General features: G+C 54.4%; 22 protein-coding genes. 15 read left to right on the forward strand and 7 right to left on the reverse strand.

All coding sequences use genetic code 11. The annotated features are described in order from the left end of the window. Positions 1-180: 180 nt before the first annotated feature. The 3 genes from yddG to OGV79_RS15145 all read left to right on the forward strand — a co-directional run bounded on the left by yddG (position 181) and on the right by OGV79_RS15145 (position 3,252). Positions 181-1,062, forward strand: a complete 882-nt coding sequence (gene yddG / locus OGV79_RS15135) for an aromatic amino acid efflux DMT transporter YddG (protein WP_115614789.1) — start codon at positions 181-183, stop codon at positions 1,060-1,062. A 568-nt stretch (positions 1,063-1,630) separates the two neighbouring features. Next, positions 1,631-2,731, forward strand: a complete 1,101-nt coding sequence (gene ompC, locus OGV79_RS15140; RefSeq protein WP_047463657.1) for a porin OmpC — start codon at positions 1,631-1,633, stop codon at positions 2,729-2,731. Positions 2,732-2,811: 80 nt separating this feature from the next. Further along, positions 2,812-3,252 (forward strand): GFA family protein, encoded by a 441-nt coding sequence (locus tag OGV79_RS15145; protein WP_455906530.1) that lies wholly within the window; start codon positions 2,812-2,814, stop codon positions 3,250-3,252. A gap of 1 nt (position 3,253) precedes the next feature. Here the strand turns inward: OGV79_RS15145 and OGV79_RS15150 are convergent, their stop codons facing one another. Continuing rightward, positions 3,254-4,741: an MFS transporter gene (locus OGV79_RS15150; RefSeq protein WP_114847901.1), complete on the reverse strand. Its 1,488-nt coding sequence runs from the start codon at positions 4,739-4,741 to the stop codon at positions 3,254-3,256. A 118-nt stretch (positions 4,742-4,859) separates the two neighbouring features. Between OGV79_RS15150 and OGV79_RS15155 the strand changes: the two genes are divergently transcribed. The 6 genes from OGV79_RS15155 to narI all read left to right on the forward strand — a co-directional run bounded on the left by OGV79_RS15155 (position 4,860) and on the right by narI (position 13,764). Beyond that, complete coding sequence (locus OGV79_RS15155) at positions 4,860-5,438, forward strand: TetR family transcriptional regulator (RefSeq protein WP_058669179.1); 579 nt, start codon at positions 4,860-4,862, stop codon at positions 5,436-5,438. Positions 5,439-5,653: 215 nt separating this feature from the next. Continuing rightward, entirely contained in the window at positions 5,654-7,048 is a 1,395-nt protein-coding gene (locus tag OGV79_RS15160; protein WP_012132378.1) for a NarK family nitrate/nitrite MFS transporter, read from the forward strand. A 62-nt stretch (positions 7,049-7,110) separates the two neighbouring features. Continuing rightward, positions 7,111-10,851, forward strand: coding sequence for a nitrate reductase subunit alpha (locus tag OGV79_RS15165; protein WP_286468663.1), 3,741 nt, complete (start codon positions 7,111-7,113; stop codon positions 10,849-10,851). After that, positions 10,848-12,392: a nitrate reductase subunit beta gene (narH, locus tag OGV79_RS15170; protein WP_012132376.1), complete on the forward strand. Its 1,545-nt coding sequence runs from the start codon at positions 10,848-10,850 to the stop codon at positions 12,390-12,392. The genes OGV79_RS15165 and narH overlap by 4 nt, the downstream gene beginning before the upstream one ends. Next, positions 12,392-13,087 (forward strand): nitrate reductase molybdenum cofactor assembly chaperone, encoded by a 696-nt coding sequence (gene narW / locus OGV79_RS15175; RefSeq protein WP_286468664.1) that lies wholly within the window; start codon positions 12,392-12,394, stop codon positions 13,085-13,087. The genes narH and narW overlap by 1 nt, the downstream gene beginning before the upstream one ends. Beyond that, a complete protein-coding gene (gene narI, locus OGV79_RS15180; RefSeq protein WP_012132374.1) occupies positions 13,084-13,764 on the forward strand; it encodes a respiratory nitrate reductase subunit gamma in 681 nt (226 codons plus the stop codon). Before narW ends, narI begins: the two co-directional genes overlap by 4 nt. A 94-nt stretch (positions 13,765-13,858) precedes the next feature. On the opposite strand, the gene nhoA is transcribed toward narI, so the two are convergent. Next, the gene (nhoA, locus tag OGV79_RS15185) at positions 13,859-14,704 is read right to left on the reverse strand and encodes an N-hydroxyarylamine O-acetyltransferase (protein WP_047463652.1); all 846 of its coding nucleotides are present in this window, start codon (positions 14,702-14,704) and stop codon (positions 13,859-13,861) included. A gap of 234 nt (positions 14,705-14,938) precedes the next feature. On the opposite strand from nhoA, the gene OGV79_RS15190 reads away from it, so the two are divergent. Next, positions 14,939-15,508, forward strand: a complete 570-nt coding sequence (locus OGV79_RS15190) for a flavin reductase family protein (protein WP_049009885.1) — start codon at positions 14,939-14,941, stop codon at positions 15,506-15,508. Between the two features lie 107 nt (positions 15,509-15,615). Continuing rightward, positions 15,616-16,665, forward strand: coding sequence for a GGDEF domain-containing protein (locus OGV79_RS15195; RefSeq protein ID WP_286468845.1), 1,050 nt, complete (start codon positions 15,616-15,618; stop codon positions 16,663-16,665). 24 nt (positions 16,666-16,689) lie between these two features. Here the strand turns inward: OGV79_RS15195 and OGV79_RS15200 are convergent, their stop codons facing one another. Next, positions 16,690-17,307, reverse strand: a complete 618-nt coding sequence (locus OGV79_RS15200; RefSeq protein WP_286468665.1) for a glutathione S-transferase family protein — start codon at positions 17,305-17,307, stop codon at positions 16,690-16,692. Between the two features lie 296 nt (positions 17,308-17,603). On the opposite strand from OGV79_RS15200, the gene ansP reads away from it, so the two are divergent. After that, entirely contained in the window at positions 17,604-19,103 is a 1,500-nt protein-coding gene (ansP, locus tag OGV79_RS15205) for an L-asparagine permease (protein ID WP_104868653.1), read from the forward strand. Between the two features lie 104 nt (positions 19,104-19,207). On the opposite strand, the gene yncE is transcribed toward ansP, so the two are convergent. Beyond that, on the reverse strand, positions 19,208-20,269 hold the full coding sequence (yncE, locus tag OGV79_RS15210; RefSeq protein ID WP_286468666.1) for a 7-bladed beta-propeller protein YncE: 1,062 nt from the start codon (positions 20,267-20,269) through the stop codon (positions 19,208-19,210). Between the two features lie 265 nt (positions 20,270-20,534). On the opposite strand from yncE, the gene pqqU reads away from it, so the two are divergent. After that, positions 20,535-22,658: a TonB-dependent receptor PqqU gene (pqqU, locus tag OGV79_RS15215; RefSeq protein ID WP_012132367.1), complete on the forward strand. Its 2,124-nt coding sequence runs from the start codon at positions 20,535-20,537 to the stop codon at positions 22,656-22,658. Positions 22,659-22,733: 75 nt separating this feature from the next. Here pqqU and curA read toward each other — a convergent pair whose 3' ends face one another. Next, positions 22,734-23,771, reverse strand: coding sequence for an NADPH-dependent curcumin/dihydrocurcumin reductase (gene curA, locus OGV79_RS15220; protein WP_049008493.1), 1,038 nt, complete (start codon positions 23,769-23,771; stop codon positions 22,734-22,736). Positions 23,772-23,819: 48 nt separating this feature from the next. Continuing rightward, positions 23,820-24,395: a helix-turn-helix domain-containing protein gene (locus tag OGV79_RS15225; protein ID WP_112002077.1), complete on the reverse strand. Its 576-nt coding sequence runs from the start codon at positions 24,393-24,395 to the stop codon at positions 23,820-23,822. A 37-nt stretch (positions 24,396-24,432) separates the two neighbouring features. On the opposite strand from OGV79_RS15225, the gene OGV79_RS15230 reads away from it, so the two are divergent. Together OGV79_RS15230 and OGV79_RS15235 are read left to right on the forward strand one after the other, a co-directional pair. Further along, positions 24,433-24,951: a GNAT family N-acetyltransferase gene (locus tag OGV79_RS15230; RefSeq protein WP_071258341.1), complete on the forward strand. Its 519-nt coding sequence runs from the start codon at positions 24,433-24,435 to the stop codon at positions 24,949-24,951. Beyond that, complete coding sequence (locus tag OGV79_RS15235) at positions 24,948-25,397, forward strand: DMT family transporter (RefSeq protein ID WP_104868649.1); 450 nt, start codon at positions 24,948-24,950, stop codon at positions 25,395-25,397. Before OGV79_RS15230 ends, OGV79_RS15235 begins: the two co-directional genes overlap by 4 nt. An 82-nt stretch (positions 25,398-25,479) precedes the next feature. Here the strand turns inward: OGV79_RS15235 and OGV79_RS15240 are convergent, their stop codons facing one another. Next, the gene (locus OGV79_RS15240) at positions 25,480-25,713 is read right to left on the reverse strand and encodes a YdcY family protein (protein ID WP_012132361.1); all 234 of its coding nucleotides are present in this window, start codon (positions 25,711-25,713) and stop codon (positions 25,480-25,482) included. Positions 25,714-25,718: the final 5 nt, after the last annotated feature.

Genomic DNA, 25,718 nt, shown 5'->3' on the forward strand with positions numbered 1-25,718 from the left:
CCATAACTTTTTTGCGTCAAATCAATAACGAATCGGTTCCGCTACTAAATAGTTCTTTTTGTCGAGTTTATATACCACCAAAGGAGTATCAGAAAGACAATGAATTAGCGCGGGAAGGTGTAAAAGTGCTATAAATTTCAGCGATATTTTTTTGACCAGGAATGGGGATAAACGGAGAGAATGACGACACAAAAAGCAACGTTAATTGGACTTATTGCCATCGTACTCTGGAGCACGATGGTCGGGCTTATTCGTGGGGTAAGTGAAGGACTTGGGCCTGTTGGCGGCGCCGCCGCTATTTATTCGCTAAGCGGATTATTGCTCATCTTTACCGTTGGGTTCCCCAATATTCGTCGTTTTCCTGTTCGTTATTTAATCGCTGGCAGCGTACTGTTTGTCAGTTATGAAATATGTCTGGCGCTCTCGCTGGGATATGCAGCAACGCGTCACCAGGCAATTGAAGTCGGCATGGTCAACTATTTATGGCCCAGCCTGACGATTCTTTTTGCTATTTTGTTCAATGGACAAAAAACAACCTGGCTGGTTGTTCCAGGATTAATTGTCGCGTTAACCGGCGTCTGTTGGGTTTTAGGCGGTGAACATGGACTCCATGCTGATGAAATTATCAGCAATATTGCAACCAGCCCATTAAGCTATTTTCTCGCTTTTCTCGGCGCATTTATCTGGGCAACCTACTGTACCGTCACTAACAAATATGCCAGAGGGTTTAATGGCATTACGATATTTGTCCTCCTCACTGCTGCAAGTTTATGGGTACATTATTTTCTGACGCCGCAGCCGGAGATGATTTTTAGCACGCCTGTCGTTATCAAACTGTTTTCTGCTGCCCTGACGTTAGGATTTGCTTATGCAGCATGGAACGTGGGTATTTTGCATGGCAACGTCACGATTATGGCTGTGGGGTCCTATTTTACCCCGGTGCTGTCATCTGCGCTGGCCGCTGTCCTGTTAAGCGCGCCGCTGTCATTTTCATTCTGGCAAGGTGCGGTTATGGTGTGTGTGGGTTCCCTGCTTTGTTGGTTAGCGACGCGTCGCGCCTGAAGTCAGTGGTTGGGGCGGATTATCTTTCGAGTTCTGTGGCTGCCCCGACTCTCTTCCTGCTGTATTAATTTCGGTTAAATGAATATTGCGATCGGCGTTATTTCTTCGAAAATTCTTATTTGCTTTTTTTCTGGCTTCTTGCCATATAGTTATTTAAATGAAAATTTGTTGTTGCTGATGAATGGCGAGCGGAGTGTATAATAGTTCATCAATTGTTTTTCATTTGTTAAAATTATGATATTTAATTGATGCAATAAAGCATTTTATGTTCATTTGTAACTGTATTTTCGTATATAGTCAGCAAGCGTGACTAGAGACAATAAAACCATCACCCGCAAAACAATTCCTTTTGAAAATATATTATCTCAGGATATACCCATCTAAAATTAATACCATGAGATCTATTATGTAGATCTGGATCACACAACTTCAAATAATTTGTAATCTTATGAAACTTATTATTGAATTAGTACCACGACGTCTATTAAAAATAGTCTGCCATTGACAAGCGGCCTCGTTTAGAAATGGTTTAGGAAACACGCTAAGAAAATTATAAGGATTAATTAAAATGAAACTTAAATTAGTTGCAGTGGCAGTGACTACCCTGTTGGCAGCAGGTGCGGTAAACGCAGCTGAGGTATATAACAAAGACGGCAACAAACTGGACCTGTACGGTAAAGTAACCGCTCTTCATTATTTCTCTGACGACAAGGGTGATGATGGCGATAAAACTTATGCGCGTCTGGGCTTCAAAGGCGAAACTCAGATCAATGACCAACTGACCGGTTTCGGCCAGTGGGAATATGAATTCAAAGGCAACAACGACGAGTCCAACGGCACCAAAGGCAACAAAACGCGTCTGGCGTTCGCTGGTCTGAAATTTGATCAGTTCGGTTCTCTGGACTACGGCCGTAACTACGGCGTCGTTTACGACATCGGCGCATGGACTGACGTTCTGCCTGAGTTCGGTGGCGATACCTGGACCCAGAGCGATGTGTTCATGACTGGCCGTACTACCGGCGTTGCAACCTACCGTAACACCGACTTCTTCGGTCTGGTTGAAGGTCTGAACTTCGCTGCTCAGTATCAGGGTAAAAACGAACGTAGTAACAGCGATAAAATCTACGGCGCTGACATCACTAAAGCGAATGGCGACGGTTTCGGTATCTCCTCTACCTATGAGTTCGACGGTTTCGGCGTGGGTGCATCTTATGCAAAATCTGACCGTACTGACGCGCAGGTGAATTCTGCTGCGAACGAACTGAACGCAGGCGGTAAAAACGCAGAGGTTTGGGCTGCTGGTCTGAAATACGATGCGAACAACATCTACCTGGCGACCACCTACTCTGAAACCCGCAATATGACTGCTTACGGCAGCGATCACATTGCGAACAAAGCGCAGAACTTCGAAGCTGTTGCTCAGTACCAGTTCGACTTCGGTCTGCGTCCGTCCATCGCTTACCTGAAATCCAAAGGTAAAGACATCGGTAGCTGGGGCGACCAGGATCTGGTTGAGTACATCGATGTGGGCGCGACCTACTACTTCAACAAAAACATGTCTACCTACGTTGATTACAAAATCAACCTGGTTGACGACAGCCGCTTCACCGAAGCAGCTGGCGTTAGCACTGACAACATCGTTGCTGTTGGTCTGACCTACCAGTTCTAATCTTTCTTGATTTGAACATAAGCCAGCCCATGATGGGCTGGCTTTTCTCCAGATGTTGATCCGGTCATAAGGAGTATGCCGTGCAAACGTTCACAGGACGTTGCCTCTGTGGGCAGAGTCATTTTACCGTTGACGTTGAAATGCTCGATGTTTATGCCTGTCACTGCACGCTGTGTCAAAAATGGTCTGGTGGTATTGCGATGTACCTGGAAGCCTGCGGTCGTCCGCTTATGGCTCCCCATTCATCAGAGCCCTCTCACTTCTCTTCTTCTTTGCGTGGCGAACGCTACTTCTGTTCAGGTTGTGGGTGTCCGCTGTGGTTCCGGCTGACGGAAAGCGACCGCTATTTTATGCCCTGGACGCTGTTGGAATTAACCGAAGATGAACGGCGTCGTCTGATCCTGGCAGCCGAAATCTATACCGAAACGCAACCTGCGTTCTGGCGGTTGACGGGGCAATACGCTCGCCTGAGCGGTAAAGAGATCGAAGCGATGGATTACCCCTGTCAATTAGCACATTAGGTTAGCCGCGTTTTACTTTTGCCAGACTAAACCACATCCCTACCGCTAACAGAATTAACATGCTTCCGGCACTGCTCAGCGCCACGCTGTGCGACCAGGTAAACGCCTGTCTGGCGGCGTCCAGTATCGCCTCACCAAGTGAAGGCGAGAGCGTATCCGCCAGCTGCACCGCTTCTCCCATTGACGACGATGCGCGTTCGATTTCCTCTGCGTTCAGGCCGGAAGGAAGCAGGATAGATGCGGAAAAGCTGCGGCTTAACAACAAGCCAAAGATCGCAATGCCAAGCCCGGCGCCCAGTTCATAGGCCATGGTTTCTATCGCCCCGGCCGCCGCCGCTTTTTCTGCGGGCGCAGCGGCCATAATGGCGGCGGTAGAGGCGAGCAACGCGCTGGCGGCGCTAAAACCCAGCAGCGCCATCAGGCACCAGGCCTGCCATTGCTGCGTGCTGAAATCCGTCATTGCCAGGCCATAAAAGCTCAGCGCGCTTAGCGCCATGCCGCCAGTCGCCACTGTTCGCAATCCCAGTCGTGAAACCAGCATCCCGGCAAGGGGGCCGCTGAATCCACTTGCGAGCATCACCGGCAGCATAAACAGCCCTGCTTCATACGGCGTTAAGCCATGAACAAACTGAAGCTCCTGCGCCATCAGCAACTCGAAGCCGACCAGCGTGATCATCGCCGTCATCGCCATCACAACGCCGCTCAGAATGATGCGATGCGTAAACAGACGCATATCGATCATCGGGCGTGCTGCCGCGAGCTGCGTGCGGATAAACATGCCCAACAACAGCGCGCCGATCATCAGCGTCAGGGCGATAACGCCGCTGGCCAGTTGCCCTTTCAGCGCGGTTTTCGCGCTGTATACCAGCAGCAGGATGGCGATAATCAGCATGACCGCATGGCTAAAGTTCAATGGCTGATCGCGGCGACCGGGCTGGCGAGGCACAAAGCGCGCCGTTAACGCCATCACCACCAGGACAATGGGCACATTGATCAGGAAGACCGATCCCCAGTAAAAGTGCTCCAGTAACATACCGCCGACCAGCGGGCCGAACGCGGCGCCGCCCGACCCTACGGCCGCCCAGACGCCAAGCGCCATATTACGGTGACGGGCCTCAGAAAACGTGGCGCGGATACCGGCCAGCGTCGCCGGAACAATCATCGCCGCGCCGATAGCCAGAATCGCGCGGGTAGCAATCAGCCAACTGGCGCTGTGGGCGAACGCTGCCGCCAGCGACGCAAGACCGAATAAGCCTCCCCCCAGCAACAGCAGGCGTTTAAAGCCGATTCGATCGCCCAGCGCGCCCATCGGCAATACCATCCCTGCCATCACCAGAGAATAAATATCAATGATCCACAACAGCTCGTTGCCACTGGCGCCCAACGTCATGCTCAGCGTGGGTGCGGCAACGTGCAGCACCGTTGCATCAATCGCAACAGGGATGTAGACCAGTACAATAATCATTAACGTTAACCACTGACGAAACATAAAACGTCCTTTGAAAGCAAAAACTGAACACATGTTCAACTCTCGCGATCCTACGGAAAGTTGAACGCATGTCCAGCTTTTTGTTACACTGCGCCAACTGCGAAAATGGGAGAAAGCCATGAGTTATCTGAATCGGGATGAGCGCCGTGAGGTGATCCTGCAAGCGGCAATGCGCGTCGCGCTGGAAGAGGGATTGAGCGGCATGACGGTAAGGCGAATCGCGCAGGAAGCCGGCGTCGCGACCGGACAACTCCACCACCATTTCAGCAGTTCGGGCGAGCTTAAATCTCAGGTATTCGTTCGTCTGATTCGCACCTTGCTGGATGCCAGCCTGGTGCCCGAGCACTGCACCTGGCGCATGCGGCTGCACGCCATGCTGGGGAGTGACGATGGCGGATTAGAGCCCTACATTAAACTCTGGCGGGAAGCGCAGATCCTGGCGGATAACGACCCGGAAATTAAAAGCGCCTACCTGCTGACCATGCAAATGTGGCATGAAGAAACGACCGCCATCATTGAAGGCGGTCAGGAGGCAGGAGAATTTTCATTGGCCTCAGCCGCCGCTGATGTCGCCTGGCGATTAATCGCATTAGCCTGCGGGCTGGACGGCATGTACGCCCTCGGTATGCCTGAAATGACCGACCCTGCCTACCAGCAGCATCTGGACCGCATGATTACGCTGGAGTTATTTCGCTGATGTTATACGTTAGTTAACAATGCATCTTTTGTATTTACATTTGGTAACACTTAAGCAACTTATTAACCGCCCTTCACTCCTCGTGGTCTCGCTTTTTTATCTATCCTTTCAATCAATATTCTTAAAAGTCTTCAATAAATTCTAAAAAGGGCCCGCGCGCCCTTCCTGGACTTATTTCTTTTTTTTCATGAACGACGTGTGCGTGTGAGGGCAATATGGCGCTACAAAATGAGAAAAATAATCGTTATCTTTTGAGTGACTGGAGGCCAGAACAACCCGCTTTCTGGGAAAACAAAGGTAAACACATTGCCCGAAGAAATCTTTGGATATCAGTGGCTTGTTTATTGCTCGCATTCTGCGTCTGGATGTTATTTAGCGCCGTCGCCGTTAATTTGAATAAAATTGGTTTTAATTTCACCACTGACCAGCTCTTTTTATTAACCGCTTTACCTTCGCTGTCCGGGGCTATATTACGCGTGCCCTACTCCTTTATGGTACCTATATTTGGCGGGCGTCGCTGGACGATTTTTAGCACAGTTATTCTGATTATTCCCTGTATCTGGCTCGGTTTTGCGGTGCAAAATACATCCACCCCTTTTGGAGTATTTATTATCATTGCGCTGCTATGCGGTTTTGCTGGCGCTAACTTTGCCTCCAGTATGGGCAACATCAGTTTTTTCTTCCCGAAAGCAAAGCAAGGTAGCGCCCTCGGCGTGAACGGCGGTTTAGGCAACCTTGGCGTCAGCGTGATGCAACTTGTCGCCCCGCTGGTGATTTTCCTGCCCATGTTCACTTTTCTGGGCGTACAGGGTGTGCCGCAGCCCGATGGCTCGCTGCTTTCGCTGACGAATGCCGCGTGGATCTGGGTGCCGTTATTGCTTATCGCGACCCTCGCAGCCTGGACCGGGATGAATGATATCGCCAGTTCGAAAGCCTCTGTCGCTTCTCAACTGCCGGTGCTGAAACGCTTTCACCTTTGGCTGCTCAGCCTGCTCTATCTCGCCACCTTCGGTTCTTTTATCGGTTTCTCCGCAGGATTCGCCATGCTGGCGAAAACCCAGTTTCCCGACGTCAATATTCTGCAACTGGCCTTCTTTGGCCCGTTTATCGGCGCGCTTGCGCGTTCTGCGGGCGGCGTTATTTCTGACAAGTTCGGCGGCGTTCGCGTCACGCTGATTAACTTCGTTTTCATGGCGCTGTTTACCGCCCTGCTGTTTCTGACATTACCGGGCTCCGGCTCAGGAAGTTTTATCGCCTTCTATCTGGTGTTTATGGGGCTTTTCCTGACGGCGGGCTTGGGAAGCGGCTCGACCTTCCAGATGATTGCGGTCATTTTCCGCCAGATCACGATCTACAGAGTGAAACTGCGCGGCGGCTCAGATGCGCAGGCCCAGCGTGAAGCCGTGACCGATACGGCCGCCGCCCTCGGTTTTATCTCTGCGATTGGCGCAGTCGGCGGTTTCTTTATCCCTAAAGCTTTTGGTTCTTCTCTGGCGTTGACCGGCTCGCCGGTTGGCGCAATGAAAATCTTTCTGGTGTTTTACATCGTTTGCGTACTGGTGACCTGGCTGGTTTATGGTCGCCGTAAACCGGCAGCAACAAAAAAATAAAACATATTCATCACAGGTTCGGACGTAGGCCGCCTGACACATTATGGAGCAGGAGAAATGTCATGAGTAAACTGTTGGATCGCTTTCGCTATTTTAAGCAAAAAGGCGACACTTTTGCGGACGGTCACGGTCAGGTGATGCACACCAACCGGGACTGGGAGGACAGTTATCGTCAGCGCTGGCAGTTCGATAAAATCGTGCGCTCCACGCATGGCGTGAACTGCACCGGCTCCTGTAGCTGGAAAATCTACGTTAAAAATGGTCTGGTGACCTGGGAAACGCAGCAGACGGACTACCCCCGAACCCGCCCGGATCTGCCTAATCATGAACCGCGCGGCTGCCCACGCGGCGCCAGCTATTCCTGGTATCTCTATAGCGCTAACCGCCTGAAGTATCCGCTGGTGCGTAAACGCCTGATTGAACTGTGGCGTGACGCCCTTTCCCGCCAGCCTGATCCGGTACTGGCGTGGGAGTCGATCATGAACGATCCGCAAAAGTGCCAAAGCTACAAGCAGGTGCGTGGACGCGGTGGGTTTATTCGTTCTAACTGGAAAGAACTTAATCAGCTGATCGCGGCGGCCAACGTCTGGACCGTCAAAAACTATGGCCCTGACCGTGTCGCCGGGTTCTCGCCGATTCCGGCGATGTCGATGGTCTCCTACGCCGCCGGAACCCGTTATCTCTCGTTGCTCGGCGGAACCTGCCTGAGTTTCTATGACTGGTACTGCGATCTGCCGCCCGCATCGCCGATGACGTGGGGCGAGCAAACCGATGTCCCGGAATCCGCAGACTGGTACAACTCCAGCTATATCATCGCCTGGGGCTCTAACGTGCCGCAAACGCGCACGCCGGACGCACACTTCTTCACAGAAGTGCGTTACAAAGGCACCAAGACGATTGCCATTACGCCGGACTACTCAGAAGTCGCCAAGCTGTGCGACCAGTGGCTGGCGCCGAAGCAAGGTACTGACAGCGCGCTGGCGATGGCAATGGGCCACGTCATCCTCAAAGAGTTTCATCTCGATAACCCCAGCGACTATTTCCTGAATTACTGTCGCCGCTATACCGACATGCCGATGCTGGTCATGCTTGAAGCGCGCGAAGACGGCAGCTATGTGCCGGGTCGCATGATGCGGGCGTCCGATCTGGTCGACGGGCTGGGTGAAACCAATAACCCGGAATGGAAAACCGTCGCTTATAACCGCGCGGGTGAACTGGTGGTGCCGAACGGTTCCATCGGCTTTCGCTGGGGCGAGAAAGGCAAGTGGAATCTTGAGCCGCTGGCGGCAGGCAACGAAACGGAACTGACCCTCTCCTTGCTGGGCCAGCATGATGATGTCGCTGGCGTAACGTTCCCTTACTTTGGCGGTAATGAGAACCCGCATTTTCGCAGCGTGAAGCAAGAACCGGTTCTGGTGCGCCAGTTGCCGGTGAAGCGTCTTACCCTGGCCGATGGCAGCCTCTGCCCGGTCGTCAGCGTCTACGACCTGGTGCTGGCGAATTATGGCCTGGATCGTGGTCTGGATGACGATCACAGCGCCAAAGATTACGCGGAAATTAAGGCCTACACTCCCGCCTGGGGCGAACAGATTACCGGCGTACCGCGTCGTCACATCGAAACGATCGCCAGGGAATTTGCCGATACCGCGCATAAAACGCATGGCCGTTCCATGATCATCCTCGGCGCCGGTGTGAACCACTGGTATCACATGGATATGAACTATCGCGGGATGATTAACATCCTCGTGTTCTGCGGCTGCGTGGGGCAAAGCGGTGGCGGCTGGGCGCACTACGTGGGGCAGGAAAAGTTACGCCCGCAAACCGGCTGGCTACCGCTGGCGTTTGCGCTGGACTGGAACCGTCCGCCGCGTCAGATGAACAGCACATCGTTTTTCTATAATCACGCCAGCCAGTGGCGTTATGAAAAACTAACCGCGCAGGAACTGCTGTCGCCGCTGGCTGATTCCTCACGCTTTACCGGCCATTTAATTGATTTCAACGTGCGAGCTGAACGTATGGGCTGGCTGCCCTCCGCGCCTCAGCTCAATCTCAACCCGCTCACGCTGAAAAGCAAAGCGGAACAGGCCGGATTATCCCCTGCCGATTACACCGTACAGGCGCTGAAGTCGGGGGATATTCGTTTTGCCTGCGAGCAGCCGGACAGCGGTAAAAACCACCCGCGCAACCTCTTCGTCTGGCGCTCGAATTTGCTGGGTTCATCCGGCAAGGGGCATGAATACATGCTCAAATACCTGCTAGGCACTGAAAGCGGCATTCAGGGAGAGGCGCTGGGGTCCAGTGACGGCGTCAAACCGGAAGATGTGGAGTGGCAAACGGACGCCATTGAAGGCAAGCTCGACCTGCTGGTGACGCTGGATTTCCGTATGTCCAGCACCTGCCTGTTCTCGGATATTGTGCTGCCGACCGCCACCTGGTATGAAAAAGACGACATGAATACCTCGGATATGCATCCGTTTATTCATCCGCTGTCTGCTGCCGTTGACCCGGCGTGGGAATCGAAAAGCGACTGGGAAATCTATAAAGGGATCGCCAAAGTGTTCTCCGACGTCTGCGTGGGGCATCTTGGCAAAGAAACCGATGTGGTGCTGCAACCGCTACAGCATGACTCCCCGGCGGAGCTGGCGCAGCCGTTTGATATTCTCGACTGGCGCAAAGGCGAATGCGATCTTATCCCCGGTAAAACCGCGCCGAACATCGCGGTGGTGGAACGCGACTATCCGGCGACGTATGAACGGTTCACCTCCCTCGGCCCGTTGATGGATACGCTGGGCAACGGCGGGAAAGGCATTTCCTGGAATACGGAAAACGAAGTCGATTTCCTCGGTAAACTCAATTACACCAAACGCGAAGGCCCGGCGAAAGGTCGCCCGCTGATTGACACCGCGCTGGATGCCTCTGAGGTCATCCTTGCGCTGGCACCGGAAACCAACGGCCAGGTGGCAGTCAAAGCCTGGGAAGCGCTGGGCGCGATTACCGGGCGCGATCATACTCATCTGGCGCTGAACAAAGAAGACGAGAAAATCCGCTTCCGGGATATTCAGGCCCAGCCGCGCAAAATTATCTCCAGCCCGACCTGGTCCGGTCTTGAAAGCGAGCATGTCTCTTACAATGCCGGGTACACCAACGTCCATGAGCTGATCCCGTGGCGCACGCTGTCCGGTCGTCAGCAGCTCTATCAGGATCACGCCTGGATGCGCGCCTTCGGGGAAAGTCTGGTGGCCTACCGTCCGCCGATTGACACCCGTAGCGTCAGCGAAATGCGCGAAATCCCGCCGAACGGTTTCCCGGAAAAAGCGCTGAACTTCCTCACGCCGCACCAGAAATGGGGCATTCACTCCACCTATAGCGAAAACCTGCTCATGCTGACGCTGTCGCGCGGCGGGCCGATTGTCTGGATCAGTGAAACTGATGCCCGTGAGCTCGGCATTGAGGATAACGACTGGATCGAGGCCTTCAACGCCAACGGCGCCCTCACCGCGCGTGCGGTGGTCAGCCAGCGCGTGCCGCCGGGTATGACCATGATGTACCACGCTCAGGAACGCATCATGAATATCCCGGGTTCTGAAGTCACAGGGATGCGCGGCGGGATCCACAACTCCGTTACGCGCGTCTGCCCGAAACCGACCCATATGATCGGCGGCTATGCGCAGCTGGCTTACAGCTTTAACTACTACGGTACGGTCGGATCGAACCGCGACGAGTTCATCATGATTAGAAAAATGAAAAATATTAACTGGCTGGATGATGAAGGTCGGGATCAGGTACAGGAGGCGAAAAAATGAAAATACGCTCACAGGTAGGCATGGTTCTCAACCTTGATAAGTGCATCGGCTGCCACACCTGCTCCGTCACCTGTAAAAACGTCTGGACCGGGCGTGAAGGTATGGAGTACGCGTGGTTTAACAACGTTGAGACAAAACCCGGTATCGGCTATCCGAAAAACTGGGAAGATCAGGAGGAGTGGCAAGGCGGCTGGGTTCGCGATGTCAACGGCAAGATAAGACCGCGTCTGGGCGGCAAGATGGGCGTTATCACCAAAATTTTCGCCAACCCGGTGATCCCGCAAATCGATGATTACTACGAACCGTTTACCTACGATTATCAGCATCTGCACAGCGCGCCGGAGAGCAAAAACCAGCCCACCGCCCGCCCGCGTTCGCTGATTGACGGCAAAAGGATGGACAAAATTGTCTGGGGGCCAAACTGGGAAGAATTGCTCGGCGGCGAATTTTCAAAACGTGCCCGCGATCGTAACTTCGAGAAGATGCAAAAGGAGATGTACGGCCAGTTCGAAAACACCTTCATGATGTATCTGCCGCGTCTGTGCGAGCACTGCCTGAACCCAAGCTGTGTGGCGACCTGCCCGAGCGGCGCGATTTATAAGCGTGAAGAAGATGGCATTGTGCTGATCGATCAGGACAAATGTCGCGGCTGGCGTCTGTGCATCAGCGGTTGTCCGTACAAAAAAATCTACTTCAACTGGAAAAGCGGCAAATCAGAAAAATGTATTTTCTGTTATCCGCGTATCGAATCCGGTCAGCCGACCGTCTGCTCGGAAACCTGTGTTGGCCGTATTCGCTATCTCGGCGTGTTGCTGTATGACGCGGACCGCATTGAAGAAGCGGCCAGCACCGAACACGAAACCGATCTCTATGAGCGTCAGTGCGACGTGTTCCTTGACCCGAACGATCCGGCGGTGATTGAAGAAGCGCTGAAACAGGGTATTCCGCAAAACGTGATTGAGGCCGCTCAGCGTTCCCCGGTCTACAAAATGGCGATGGACTGGAAGCTGGCGCTGCCGTTACACCCGGAATACCGCACCCTGCCGATGGTCTGGTACGTGCCGCCGCTGTCGCCAATTCAGTCTTATGCCGATGCTGGCGGCCTGCCGCAAACCGAAGGTGTGCTTCCGGCGATCGAAAGCCTGCGTATTCCGGTGCAGTACCTTGCCAATATGCTGAGCGCAGGCGATACCGGCCCGGTGCTGCGCGCCCTGAAACGGATGATGGCGATGCGCCACTATATGCGTTCGCAGACGGTGGAAGGCGTTACGGACACCCGTGCTATTGAGGAAGTCGGCTTAAGTGTGGAACAGGTGGAAGAGATGTATCGCTACCTGGCGATCGCCAACTACGAAGACCGTTTCGTGATCCCAACCAGCCACCGTGAAATGGCGCGTGACGCCTTCCCTGAGCGTAACGGCTGCGGCTTCACCTTCGGCGATGGCTGCCACGGTTCCGACACCAAATTTAACCTGTTTAACAGCAGCCGCATTGACGCCATCAACATCACCGAAGTACGCGATAAGGCGGAGGGCGAATAATGCAGATCCTCAAGATTATTGGCTTGCTGATAGAGTACCCGGATGAGCTGTTGTGGGAGTGCCGTGACGACGCCATCGCGCTTATTCGCCATGACGCGCCAATGCTCACCGACTTCACCACTGAGCTGTTAAACGCCCCGCTGCTGGATAAACAGGCGCAGTGGTGCGAAGTCTTTGATCGTGGGCGCGCGACGTCGCTGTTGCTGTTTGAACACGTTCATGCGGAATCGCGCGATCGGGGCCAGGCAATGGTCGATCTGCTGGCCCAGTATGAAAAGGTGGGACTGCAACTTGACTGCCGCGAGTTACCCGACCATCTGCCGCTCTATCTGGAGTATTTGAGCGTGCTGCCGGAAGCAGAAGCGCGGGAGGGATTGCAGAATATCGCGCCGATCCTCGCGCTGCTGGGCGGGCGTTTAAAACAACGGGAAACGCCGTGGTATCAGCTGTTTGACGCCCTGCTATCGCTGGCGGGTAGCCCACTTTCCAGTGACAGTGTCACGAAGCAGATCGACGGCGAGGCGCGTGACGATACGCGTCAGGCGCTGGATACCGTCTGGGAAGAGGAACAGGTGAAGTTTATCGAAGATAACGCCACCGCCTGTGACAGTTCTCCGTTACAACACTATCAACGACGCTTTAGCCAGGACGTGGCGCCACAGTATGTCGACGTCAGCGCGGGAGGCCCGAAATGATACAGTACCTGAACGTCTTTTTTTACGACATCTACCCCTACCTCTGCGGCACGGTGTTTATTCTCGGCAGTTGGTTGCGCTATGACTACGGGCAATACACCTGGCGCGCCTCGTCCAGCCAGATGCTGGACAAACGCGGCATGGTGCTATGGTCAAACCTGTTCCATATCGGCATCCTGGGGATCTTCTTCGGCCATCTGTTCGGTATGTTAACGCCCCACTGGATGTACGCCTGGTTCCTGCCCATTGCGGTGAAACAGCAAATGGCGATGATTCTTGGCGGGGTCTGCGGCGTGCTGACGCTGGTCGGCGGCGCAGGTCTGCTGATTCGGCGCCTGTTTAATCAGCGCGTGCGCGCCAGCTCATCCACGGCGGATATTTTGATCCTCTGTATCCTGCTGATCCAGTGCATCCTCGGGCTGACAACAATACCGTTCTCCGCGCAACACCCGGACGGAAGCGAGATGCTGAAACTGGTCGGTTGGGCGCAGGCGGTTGTGACGTTCCAGGGCGGTGCTTCGGCGCATCTGGACGGCGTGGCGCCAATTTTCCGCGCGCATCTGGTGCTGGGAATGACCATCTTCCTGATTTTCCCGTTCACGCGTCTGGTGCATGTCTGGAGCGCGCCGTTTGAGTATTTCACTCGCCGCTACCAGATTGTCCGCTCACGTCGCTGACCTGACCCCATGCCCGGTGGCGCGACGCTTACCGGGCCTACAAAATACTCCCTGTAGGCCGGATCAGGCGTAAGCCGCCATCCGGCGCAAAACGTTATTTCCCTGCCTCCGGGTGGGTATCAAACGCCGCCATGACGGCCGCTAATTCCGCCTCGGTAAACCCGTGCTTCGCATCATCGACTCCCAGCCCAAACTGCTCCTGCAATAGCGCGTAAAGCGACGCCACATCCGGCACATTACGCTGTTCTATCGCATGGCCTTCCTGATAATGGGTGAAATGGAAATTGGTCAGCGTCAGCTTACCGCCATCCGGCAAATGGCGGCACATCAACAGGTGATGGCGAAAATGCGACTGCGGCCAGTGCGCTGACCAGAAGTTGCCCATCACGTAATCGCTCTGCTGCTGAACCCCCAGATCGAAGCAATACATCGACTGCCAGTGATCGTGATGGCGGAACTGCAAAATCCAGTTATTCCCCTCTTGTCGCAAACGGTATTTGCCATGCGGCGTCTGTTGTTCACATTCTGCCTGCAAACGGATGGGCGCGGTCAATGTCTGCCCGCCAAATCCGACGTCAGCAATCCACGGCTCGCCTTGCAGTTCGACCAGTAACAGCCGGTGCGTGCGTGGCGGCAAGCTGGTCGGGTTTGTCAGTACGACGCGCCCCAGCAGGCTGCGCACGGTAAAGCCTGTCTCCCGTAAAGCACGTTCAAACAGCCCATTTTGTTCGAAGCAATAGCCGCCGCGACGGGCGGTCAGCAATTTTTCCTCCAGCGACAGATCGTCGAGCTGAATTTCGCGCGGCAGTAAGACATCCAGATTTTCAAACGGAATGGTGCTGTTATGCTGCAAATGCAGCGCTCGTAAAGTGTCAAGATTAGCTTCGGCAGCGCCCGACCAATTTATGCGGGCAAAATAGGCGGTCAAAAAAGACGTCATAAGGCATTCCTGTCTGTAGGGGTTCACGCAAAAAAACTGATTCTACGCTGATGGCGGCAATCTGTTACCCCGCCGCCTGGCGTAATATGTCACGGATGCGGTTCTCAACCTGGAGTATGATTTATTTTTGGCGGTATTACGTACAATAACGTGCGTTGCACATGTATCCTTTAGCCACTATTTTCAATAGTGTCGTTACGATAAGACGATAATCCCCCTGAACGAGGCATACCTATGAGTCGTTTTCGTCCTGTAGAGCTACATCATGCCAGCCGTCTGTTAAATCACGGCCCGACGGTTCTGATCACCAGCCGGGACGATCGCACGGAGCGGCGGAATGTTATGGCGGCGGCGTGGTCTATGCCCGTCGAGTTTGAGCCTCCTCGTCTTGCCATTGTGCTGGATAAAACCACCTGGTCGCGCGAGCTTATAGAACGCAGCGGTATGTTTGGCATCGTGATTCCCGGCGTAGCGGCAACGAACTGGACGTATGCGGTAGGCAGCGTCTCTGGCCGCGAAGAAGATAAATTCAACTGCTATGGCATCCCGGTGGTAAAAGGCCCGGTGCTCGGTTTACCCATGATCGAAGAGAAATGCCTCGCCTGGATGGAATGCCGACTGCTGCCCGCAACGTCGGCACAGGAAAAATATGACACGCTTTTTGGCGAAGTGGTTTCGGCGGCGGCGGATGAACGTGTTTTTATTGAAGGCCGCTGGCAGTTTGATGACGATAAACTGAATACCCTGCATCATTTAGGCGCGGGAACCTTCGTTACCTCGGGCAAAAAAATTACCGCGGGCTGAAGGCGAAATGCCCTCCGGCATCCCCGTTTATCATCCACTCTTCAGATAACGCTATGGCTCAGGATAACAGAAAAGCGAAACATACCATCTGGACCACTCGCGAGGATATGGTGAGACGAGGAATGGCTCTCAGCCTGCCGTGGTTTGCTTTTGTGAATATCAGTTTTGCGCTGATGATCTTTTTTCGTGACGCGTTATTCCACGATACCCACGCGCGCTATCTGGCAGAGATGCGTATTGTCCGCACTATTGATGACGCTGTTATCGGCATTATGCTGGTCTGTGCCCTGCTGTTGATTACCTCCCGGCGGCAATCCTGGCTGACGCAGGGATTATTAATCACCCTTAGCCTGTTCTGGTCCTGGTGCAGTTATTATTTCATCAGCCACTGGCAATTAACGTTCGCCTATCCTCTCTGCGCGGTGTTATTACTCAGCGCCGTGATCGCACTCTATTTTCATACGCCGAGCGTACTCGCTTTTCTGCTCCCGCTATGGCTGACCGTCCCCGTCGCCAGCGTTGTTTTGAATCAGAAAGTGAATATTCATTTCGCGGTGATCTGGGGCATTTTCTCGCTTATTTTGCTGGGCGGCCGTTTTATGCTGATTCGCTGGTTTGATGAAGCCTGGCGACAGAATCAACACAACAACCTGCTTATTTCGCGCCTGGATAACCTTGCGCATCGCGACCCGCTCACCGGTACGGCAAACCGGCGCGCAATGGAAAAACTGCTGCATAGCGCAATGGCGCAGCAAAATGCGTTTGCGCTGATCATGCTCGATGTCGATTTTTTTAAACGCTATAACGACGCCTACGGGCACCCGGCCGGCGATGCCTGCCTGAGTCAGGTCGCGGATATATTCGCTCAGTCGGTGCGTAGCCCGGAAGATGTGGTCGCCCGCTATGGCGGCGAAGAGTTCGCTGTTATTTTGTTTGACGCGACGTTGCAAGATGCAGAGCGCGTGGCGGCGAGAATACAACAAGCGCTGGAAGCGGCGGCGATCCCTCACCCGGCGTCAACGGTAAGTGACACTGTCACGGTAAGCCAGGGTATCGCCTGCTCAGAGAAAGGAAAAACCGCTGAACAGACGATCGCGGATGCCGATGCCGCGCTGTACCGGGCCAAAGAGGCCGGACGGAATCGTTGGGCGCGCTAACGGCCATCATCGGCATCGCCCGTGCTAAATGATGTCGTTATTTTTCAGCACCGTCTGGAGCGGTGGATGCTGGCAGACCGCATCGGCAATCGCGCTAATGTTCGGGGCGTTGTCCTGAAACCAGTCATGGCCCGGCCCCCAGGTGCGCATCACGCACAGATAACAGTCCAGCAGCGTTAGCTGTCCGCCAAAGGCGTAGAGTTCCGCTATCAGCCGATCGTTGAGCCACATATACAGCGCCTTACGGTATTCAAGGCAGCTTTTCTTCAACTGCTCCGGGGCATTTTGCACCCAGCGTTCAGGGTAATCAGCATACGTGAATGTGGGATAAACGTTCGCTACCAGCCAGATTAACAAACGCTGAAACTGCTGACGCTCGGCGTGTCCGACCGGCGGCGCGAGATCGGGACGGCGATCGAGGATCATCAGCGCAATGGCGGCGCTCTCCGTCATGATTTCTCCGTTTTCCAGCGCCAGCGTTGGAATCTGGCACAGCGGGTTGAGCTTCTGGAGCAGATCCCGCTGCGGCCCCTCGGCATCAAACCCCTTCACATCGATAAATTGATACGGAATCTCCGCCAGAGTCAGCATGACTTCGCTAATTGCCGAGCCCCAGCCGGGTACGCCATAAACTTTGATCATGCGGCCTCCACAACGTGTAAAACGCTAAGTGTAGTTGATTCACCGTGCTACTGGCTGAATCGTGACCACAGCGCGGCTGAGCTGACCACACGTAAAAGCACGACGTCTTAACGCTGCGTTTCCGGGTATGTTTTGCGTCGTTTAACAATTGCAGGTAGGATGCTCCGCCGATGGTTTTATCCCTACCACAGAATGATGGGAAAAACCGTTTCAGCGTTAGCCAGGCAATCGTTTGGTTAGCAAAAGGTGCGGCACAAAAAGTATCTCTTCTGTCCGACAGGTCAACAGGTAACACAATGAAAACACACAATACAAACGCGCTTGAACAACATGCCGCGAAACGACGCTGGTTGAACGCCCATGAAGAGGGTTATCACAAGGCGATGGGCAACCGACAGGTACAAATGATTGCCATTGGCGGCGCAATTGGCACCGGATTGTTTTTAGGGGCTGGCGCACGACTACAAATGGCTGGCCCTGCCCTGGCGCTGGTTTATCTGGTATGCGGTATTTTCTCATTCTTTATTCTTCGCGCGCTCGGCGAGCTGGTTTTGCATCGCCCTTCCAGCGGCAGCTTCGTCTCCTACGCCCGTGAATTTTTAGGCGAGAAAGCGGCATACGTCGCAGGCTGGATGTACTTCATCAACTGGGCGATGACCGGGATCGTCGATATCACCGCAGTGGCGCTGTATATGCACTACTGGGGCGCATTCGGTGACGTTCCGCAATGGGTGTTTGCCCTGGGCGCGCTGGCGATTGTGGGCACAATGAACATGATTGGCGTGAAGTGGTTCGCCGAGATGGAGTTCTGGTTCGCGCTGGTAAAAGTGCTGGCGATTGTCCTGTTTCTGGTTGTCGGCACAATCTTTTTAGGAAGCGGCAAACCGCTGGATGGCAACACAACAGGCTTCCATCTGATCACCGATAACGGCGGGTTCTTCCCGCATGGCCTGTTGCCTGCTCTGGTGCTGGTTCAGGGCGTTGTCTTCGCCTTCGCGTCGATTGAGCTTGTTGGTACGGCGGCCGGAGAGTGCAAAGATCCGCAAACGATGGTGCCAAAAGCGATCAACAGCGTGATCTGGCGTATTGGCCTGTTCTATGTCGGTTCTGTTGTCCTGCTGGTGTTGCTGCTGCCGTGGAATGCGTATCAGGCCGGTCAGAGCCCCTTCGTGACCTTCTTCTCAAAACTGGGCGTGCCTTACATCGGCAGCATCATGAACATTGTCGTGTTGACGGCGGCCCTCTCCAGTCTGAATTCAGGTCTGTACTGCACCGGCCGTATTTTACGTTCGATGTCGATGGGCGGTTCCGCGCCGAAATTTATGGCGAAAATGAGTCGTCAACAGGTGCCGTACGCCGGTATTCTGGCGACGCTGGGCGTGTATGTCATCGGGGTGTTGCTCAACTATCTGGTGCCTTCTCAGGTCTTTGAAATTGTCCTTAACTTCGCATCGCTGGGTATTATCGCCTCCTGGGGCTTCATCGTGGTGTGCCAGATGCGTTTGCGTAAGGCGATTAAAGAAGGCAAAGCGGCTGACGTCAGCTTTAAGTTACCGGGCGCGCCGTTTACCTCCTGGCTCACCCTGCTGTTCCTGCTGAGCGTTCTGGTACTGATGGCGTTTGATTACCCTAACGGCACCTATACCATCGCTTCACTTCCGCTGATTGCTATTCTGCTGGTTGCTGGCTGGTTTGGCGTGCGCAACCGCGTGGCGGAAATTCACCGCACCGCGCCGGTTGTGCCGCAGGAAGAGAATAAACAGGACATGGTATTACGAGAAGAGACGGCGAGTTAACACTGGCAGCCCGGTGGCGTGACGTTTATCGGGATGTTGTTACGCAGTAAAAAGGAGGGGCAAGCCCCTCCTTTTTACTTAATGCTTACAGCGTTATTTCACCGTTACAGCGCGATGCGGATAACATCATCTGGCTGAGTGGCTTCCTGCTCACGGGTTGATTTCTGCTTCACGCTCACGAACAGCGTTTGCCCGTCCGCAGACAGCGCCAGGCTATTCGGGAATGTCGGCGTGTCGTAAGTTTTCACGACCTTATAGCTTTTCGCGTCAATCACGCTCACTTTACCGGCCTGGCGGTGCGTCACATAGGCTTCGTTGCGGGTCGGGTTGAACAGCACGGCCAGTGATTCCGGCGCGGCTACTTTTGCCAGCACATTGCCATTACGGGTATCCACCACCAGAACTTCAGCCGCTTTGGAATCGGTGATAAAAGCGCGATGGCCTGCGGTGTCGAGGCTCAGGTTGATAAAGAAGTGCTCTTTCCCGTCATCCAGCAATGTTTTGCGGCTCAGGATCTTGTTGTCCGCAGTATCGATGGTGATGAACTCGCCGTCTGCGTTAGTGGTGTAAAGACGCTTCGCTTGACTGTCAATGGCCAGACCCGTGCTCATTTTACCGGTATTCTGGATGGTCGTTTTCAGGGCGATTTTTTCACCGTCAACCACCCAAATCACGCTCTCTTTACCGATACCGCTGATATATACGGTGTTGGTCGCATCATCGCTGACCAGTTCGCGTGGTTGCAGCGGACGGACATCTTCGGAACGCTTGCGCTCATCCAGCACCAGACGCCCTTTTACATCACCTGTTTTGGCATCGATTGCCGTCAGCGCGCTGTTTACGGTGTTACCAAACCACAGCGTTTGCGCCGCGTTGTTGATGGTCGCGCCAAACGGTTTGAGATCGTTATGGATGGCCTGCGTCACCTCAAGGGTAACCGGGTCGAGGCGATAAACCACCCCACCTTTGTCCGTTTTGCGGCTTTGCGAAGTAGCCAGCCACAGCGCATTTTCCTGCTGGCTATAGGCCATTTCATAAGCGCCCTTGCCGACGGCTTTACGCAGCATTTCTTCTGCCGCCTGCGTGCTAAATGAAGACGCGACCAGCAGTGAACCTAACAGTAAAGAACCACGCAGGCGCGGCGAAAACAGATGACGTAAATGCATGACGACTCCCTTTGATAAACACGTTTGTAGCTGCTTCACATGGCTTCGGCGAGTGAATCCATGTCCCACTCGCTGTATGTAGATGCGAATAGTAATCATTATTTAGTGCAAAGTGGAGCGTTTCTTTGCAGGCAGTCTACAATTTCTTTAATTTTTTCATGTTCCATTAACGCATCGTGCTATTAAATTTTTCATATATTTACAAAGTAATTAAAGTATTCATCAAATTTCATTTGGCACGTTTACTCGTGATTGGTTTTTTTTCATGAAGATCATTACCGCTCGTCAGGCCGCATTTCCCGCCCTTTTATTCCCTTTCGTTTTCTCGCCGGTGAGCCAGGCGGCCACGGCTGAAGATGAACAAACGATGATTGTTAGCGCGACGCCGCAAACGGTGTCTGAACTGGACACGCCCGCCGCCGTCACCGTGGTTGAAGGGGAAGATATGCGACTGGCGACGCCGCGTATTAACCTGTCTGAATCCTTAAACGGCGTACCCGGTTTGCAGGTGCAAAACCGTCAGAACTATGCGCAGGATTTACAGTTGTCAATTCGCGGATTTGGCTCCCGCTCTGCGTACGGCATTCGCGGTATTCGTCTGTATGTTGACGGCATCCCGGCCACCATGCCGGACGGACAAGGGCAGACGTCCAATATCGATCTGAGCAGCGTCCAGAATGTGGAAGTGCTGCGCGGCCCCTTCTCCGCGCTGTACGGCAACTCTTCCGGCGGCGTGATGAACGTGACGACGGAAACCGGACGCCAGCCGCCGACGATTGAAGCCAGCAGCTATTACGGCAGTTTCGGGAGCTGGCGCTATGGCATGAAAGCCACGGGGGCGATGGGTGACGGAACGCAGGCGGGTGACGTGGATTACACCGTCTCCACGACCCGATTCACCACCCACGGTTTTCGCGATCGCAGCAGCGCGCAAAAGAATCTGGCTAACGCAAAACTGGGGGTGCGTCTGGACGATGCCAGTAAGCTAAGCCTGATTTTCAATAGCGTAGACATTCACGCGAACGACCCCGGCGGCCTGACCGAATCCGAATGGAAAGCCAACCCGCAGCAGTCGCCGCGCGCCGAACAGTTCAACACGCGAAAGACCATCAAGCAGACTCAGGCAGGCCTGCGCTATGAGCGTCAGCTCAGCGAACACGACGATCTGAGCGTGATGATGTATGCCGGTGAACGTGAAACCACACAATACCAGTCCATACCGATGGCGCCGCAGCGGGATAACCCCGCGCATGCAGGCGGCGTAATCGTGCTTCAGCGTCATTATCAGGGTATCGACACCCGCTGGACGCACCGGGGCGAACTGGGCGTACCTGTGACGTTCACCACCGGCCTGAACTATGAAAATATGAGCGAAAATCGCAAGGGATACGAGAACTACCGCCTGAATAACGGCGTGCCGCAGTTTGGCGTAAAAGGCGATTTGCGCCGTAACGAGCGCAACCTGATGTGGAACGCCGATCCCTACCTGCAAACGCAGTGGCAGCTGACCGAAAAACTTTCGCTTGATGCCGGCGTGCGGTACAGCTCAGTCTGGTTTGACTCTAACGATCATTACGTTACGCCAGGAAACAGAGATGACAGCGGTGAGGCTAGCTACCATCAATGGCTCCCTGCCGGGGCGCTCAAGTATGCGTTCACCGATGCATGGAACGTTTATCTGGCCGCAGGGCGCGGTTTTGAAACGCCGACCATCAATGAACTCTCCTATCGCCCGGACGGACAAAGCGGCCTGAACTTTGGCCTGAAACCCGCCACCAATGACACGGTGGAAATTGGCAGTAAAACGCGTATTGGCGATGGTTTACTGACGGCGGCGCTCTTCCAGACGGATACGGATGATGAAATTGTCGTCGCCACCAGCGGCGGCGGGCGCACTACATATAAAAACGCCGGTAAAACCCGCCGCCAGGGCGCGGAATTATCGTGGGATCAGCGTTTCGCCGGTAACTGGCGGGTAAACGCCTCCTGGACCTGGCTGGATGCGACCTACCGCAGCAACGTCTGCAAAAGTGGCGATTGCAACGGTAACCGCATGCCGGGCATTGCGCGTAATATGGGGTTCGCCTCGTTGGGATATGTACCGGATGAAGGCTGGTATGCCGGCACCGATGCCCGCTATATGGGGGACATTATGGCAGACGATCACAACACGGCAAAAGCGCCCTCGTATACCGTGGTTGGTCTGAACACCGGGTATAAGTTTAACTACAGCAACTTAACGGTCGATGTGTTTGGCCGGGTCGATAACCTGTTTGATAAAGAGTATGTCGGTTCGGTGATCGTCAACGAATCAAACGGACGCTATTACGAACCGGCGCCGGGGAGAAACTACGGCGTTGGCGTCAATCTGGCATGGCGTTTTGAGTAAGCGCCAGAGCTAAAAAAGCTTAAAAAATAGCGGGGAATCACCCCGCTATTTTTTAATGTCATGCAGCGTCAATTCTCAGGCATCATCCGCCAGGCGAATCACGACCTTGCCGAAGTTCTTCCCGGTCAGCAGACCGATAAACGCCCCCGGCGCTTTTTCCAGTCCATCGGTGATCTGTTCGCGGTAGTGGATCTTCCCTTCTTTGACCCAGCGCCCCATCTCCTGCTGAAACTCATGAATCCGGTGCCCGTAGTCCTGACCAATAATAAACCCTTGCAGGCGGATGCGTTTTTTTAACAGCGTCGCCATTAATAGTGGCAGCCGGTCAGGTCCGTCGGGGAGTTTTGTGGCGTTATATCCGCTCACCAGACCACACAACGGGATACGTGCCGAAGTATTCAACAGCGGCAGAACCGCATCAAACACCTTGCCGCCGACATTTTCATAATACACATCAATTCCCTGCGGGCAGGCTTTCGCCAGTTGTTCCGCAAAATCCGCCGCGTGGTGATCGAGGCATATGTCAAAACCGAGAATCTCGGTCGCGTAGCGGCATTTTTCTGCGCCGCCTGCGACACCCACCACATGACAGCCTTTCAGTTTGCCGATTTGCCCGACGGTTGCGCCGACCGGCCCGGTGGCGGCCGCAACGACCAGCGTTTCCCCTGCTTTGGGCTGGCCGATATCCAGCAGTCCCATATAGGCGGTAAAGCCCGGCATCCCCAGCACGCCCAGCGCCCATGACGGATGCTCAGGGTTGTCACCGAGTTTCACCAGCCCTTTCCCGTCGGAAATATCATAATCCTGCCAGCCGCTGTAACTTAATACCCATTCTCCCGGACGGTAATCAGGGTGACTGGACTCCACGACCCGGCTGACCGTTCCGCCAACCATCACGCCGTCGATTTCCACTGGCGGTGAGTAGGACGGTTCGTCGCTCATTCTTCCGCGCATGTAGGGATCGAGGGACAGGAAAATTGTACGTAACAGCACTTGCCCTTCACCGGGCGTCGCCACGTCGTCCTCTTCCATGCGGAAGTTGCTCTCAACCGGCGCGCCATGCGGACGCGAAGCCAGAACCCAACGACGATTACGGTATGCTTGTTGGCCCATGATGTTCTCCTCTGCTTGTGGCATGAATCCCTCAATAGTAGCCGAACATTAATTACCCGCGTGGTTTAAGCGCACAACCAGGTAAACGCATGTTTCCTGCGTCTCATTGATAAAACAGCAGTCGTTTGGCGGCCCCAGCTCCAGGCAGTCGCCCGCTTTCATCTCATGGCGAACCCCGCCTTCGACAAAGACCAGCTCTCCCTGCTGTAGCCAGATAAGCTGTCTTGCCAGCGCGTAGGATGCCGCAGGCATCGGTACGTCACTCCCCGCCGGAAGCGAGATTTGTACGAGATCGATGGGCAGGTCGCTGCGCGGTGAGACGTGGCGGCGCAGGTAGTGCGTCTGCGGGTCGTGCCAGACGGGTTGATCGGCAAAACGCAGCAGCTTGCCCTCCTGCATTTCTGCCCGCGCGATCAGCGTTGACATGCTGATGCCAAACGCCCCGGAAAGCCGCCCCAGCAGCGTGGCCGTCGGGCTGCTCTCTCCGCGTTCGATTTTGTGGATCATGGCGCGCGATACGCCTGCCCGCTCGGCAAGCTCCGTCAGCGACCAGCCCCGCGATTCACGCTCAATGCGAATTCTTGCACTGATCCGTTGATTTATGCTGTCTTCGATAGTATTCATATCGTAATACTATAGTGAACAACAACTGAGGTTCAACATGTCTATTCGATTTGCTGGCAAAGAAGACTGCGCCGCCATCGCCGAAATCTACAATCACGCGGTATTGCACACGGCGGCAATCTGGAACGATCAAACGGTCGATGTGGATAACCGCATCGCATGGTTTGATGCGCGTCAGCTATCAGGCTATCCGGTTCTGGTCAGTGAAGAGAATGGCGTCGTCACCGGGTACGCCTCCTTTGGTGACTGGCGTAACTTTGACGGTTTCCGCCATACGGTTGAACATTCCGTATATGTCCACCCGGATCATCAGGGGAAAGGCCTCGGACGGGCGCTTCTCAGCCGTCTGATCGAGGAAGCGCGCGCATGTGGCAAGCATGTGATGGTCGCCGGAATCGAGTCGCAAAATCAGGCATCGCTGCATCTGCACGAAACGCTGGGGTTCAGCATTACCGCCCAAATGCCGCAGGTTGGCACCAAATTCGGCCGCTGGCTGGATCTGACGTTTATGCAGCTTCAGCTTGACGATCGTCGCGACCCGGATGCGCGCGGATGAACCAGACGCTGACCCTCGCCTTTCTGATTGCCGCCGGTATTGGGCTGGTTGTGCAAAACACGCTTATGGTGCGCATTACACAGAACTCGTCAACGATTCTCATCGCCATGCTGCTGAACTCGCTGGTCGGGATTGTCCTGTTTGTCAGCATTTTGTGGTTTAAACAAGGCGCGGCGGGGTTTAGCGAGCTGGTTTCCAGCGTGCGCTGGTGGACGTTGATTCCCGGCTTGCTCGGATCGTTTTTCGTTTTCGCCAGTATTAGCGGGTATCAGTACGTTGGCGCAGCGACAACTATCGCGGTTCTGGTTGCCAGCCAGCTTATTGGCGGCCTGGTATTGGACATTTTGAGAAGTCATGGCGTGCCGTTACGTGCGCTGGCAGGCCCGGTTTGCGGAGCGGTGTTGTTGGTGATCGGCGCGTGGCTGGTCGCCAGACGCCAGTTTTAACTGCCGCTTCGCCGGATGGCGGCGGCGCGGCGTAAATGCCTTATCCGGCCTGTACATCCCTCACAGGCCGTGCTTATCAACGTCAGAGAATGCTACCGCCTTTGGTAAGCTGTTCGCGACGCGCTTCCATATCTTCCTTGTACTGACGACCGTGATGCGCAATCGCCGTCCGTAGCCGCTGTTGCTGGGTGTAACGATCTTCCCGGCTCAGTTCGGCGTCATCGCTCAGCGCGATCAGCAGTTCGTTCATATGGGTAATGACGCTCTCTTCGATAGCGGCATCTACGCGCGCAGTGACCTCTTCCAGGTGCGACATAAACT

The sequence above is a fragment of the Citrobacter sp. CK185 genome (genome assembly GCF_030333565.1).
GTDB lineage: Bacteria > Pseudomonadota > Gammaproteobacteria > Enterobacterales > Enterobacteriaceae > Citrobacter_B > Citrobacter_B koseri.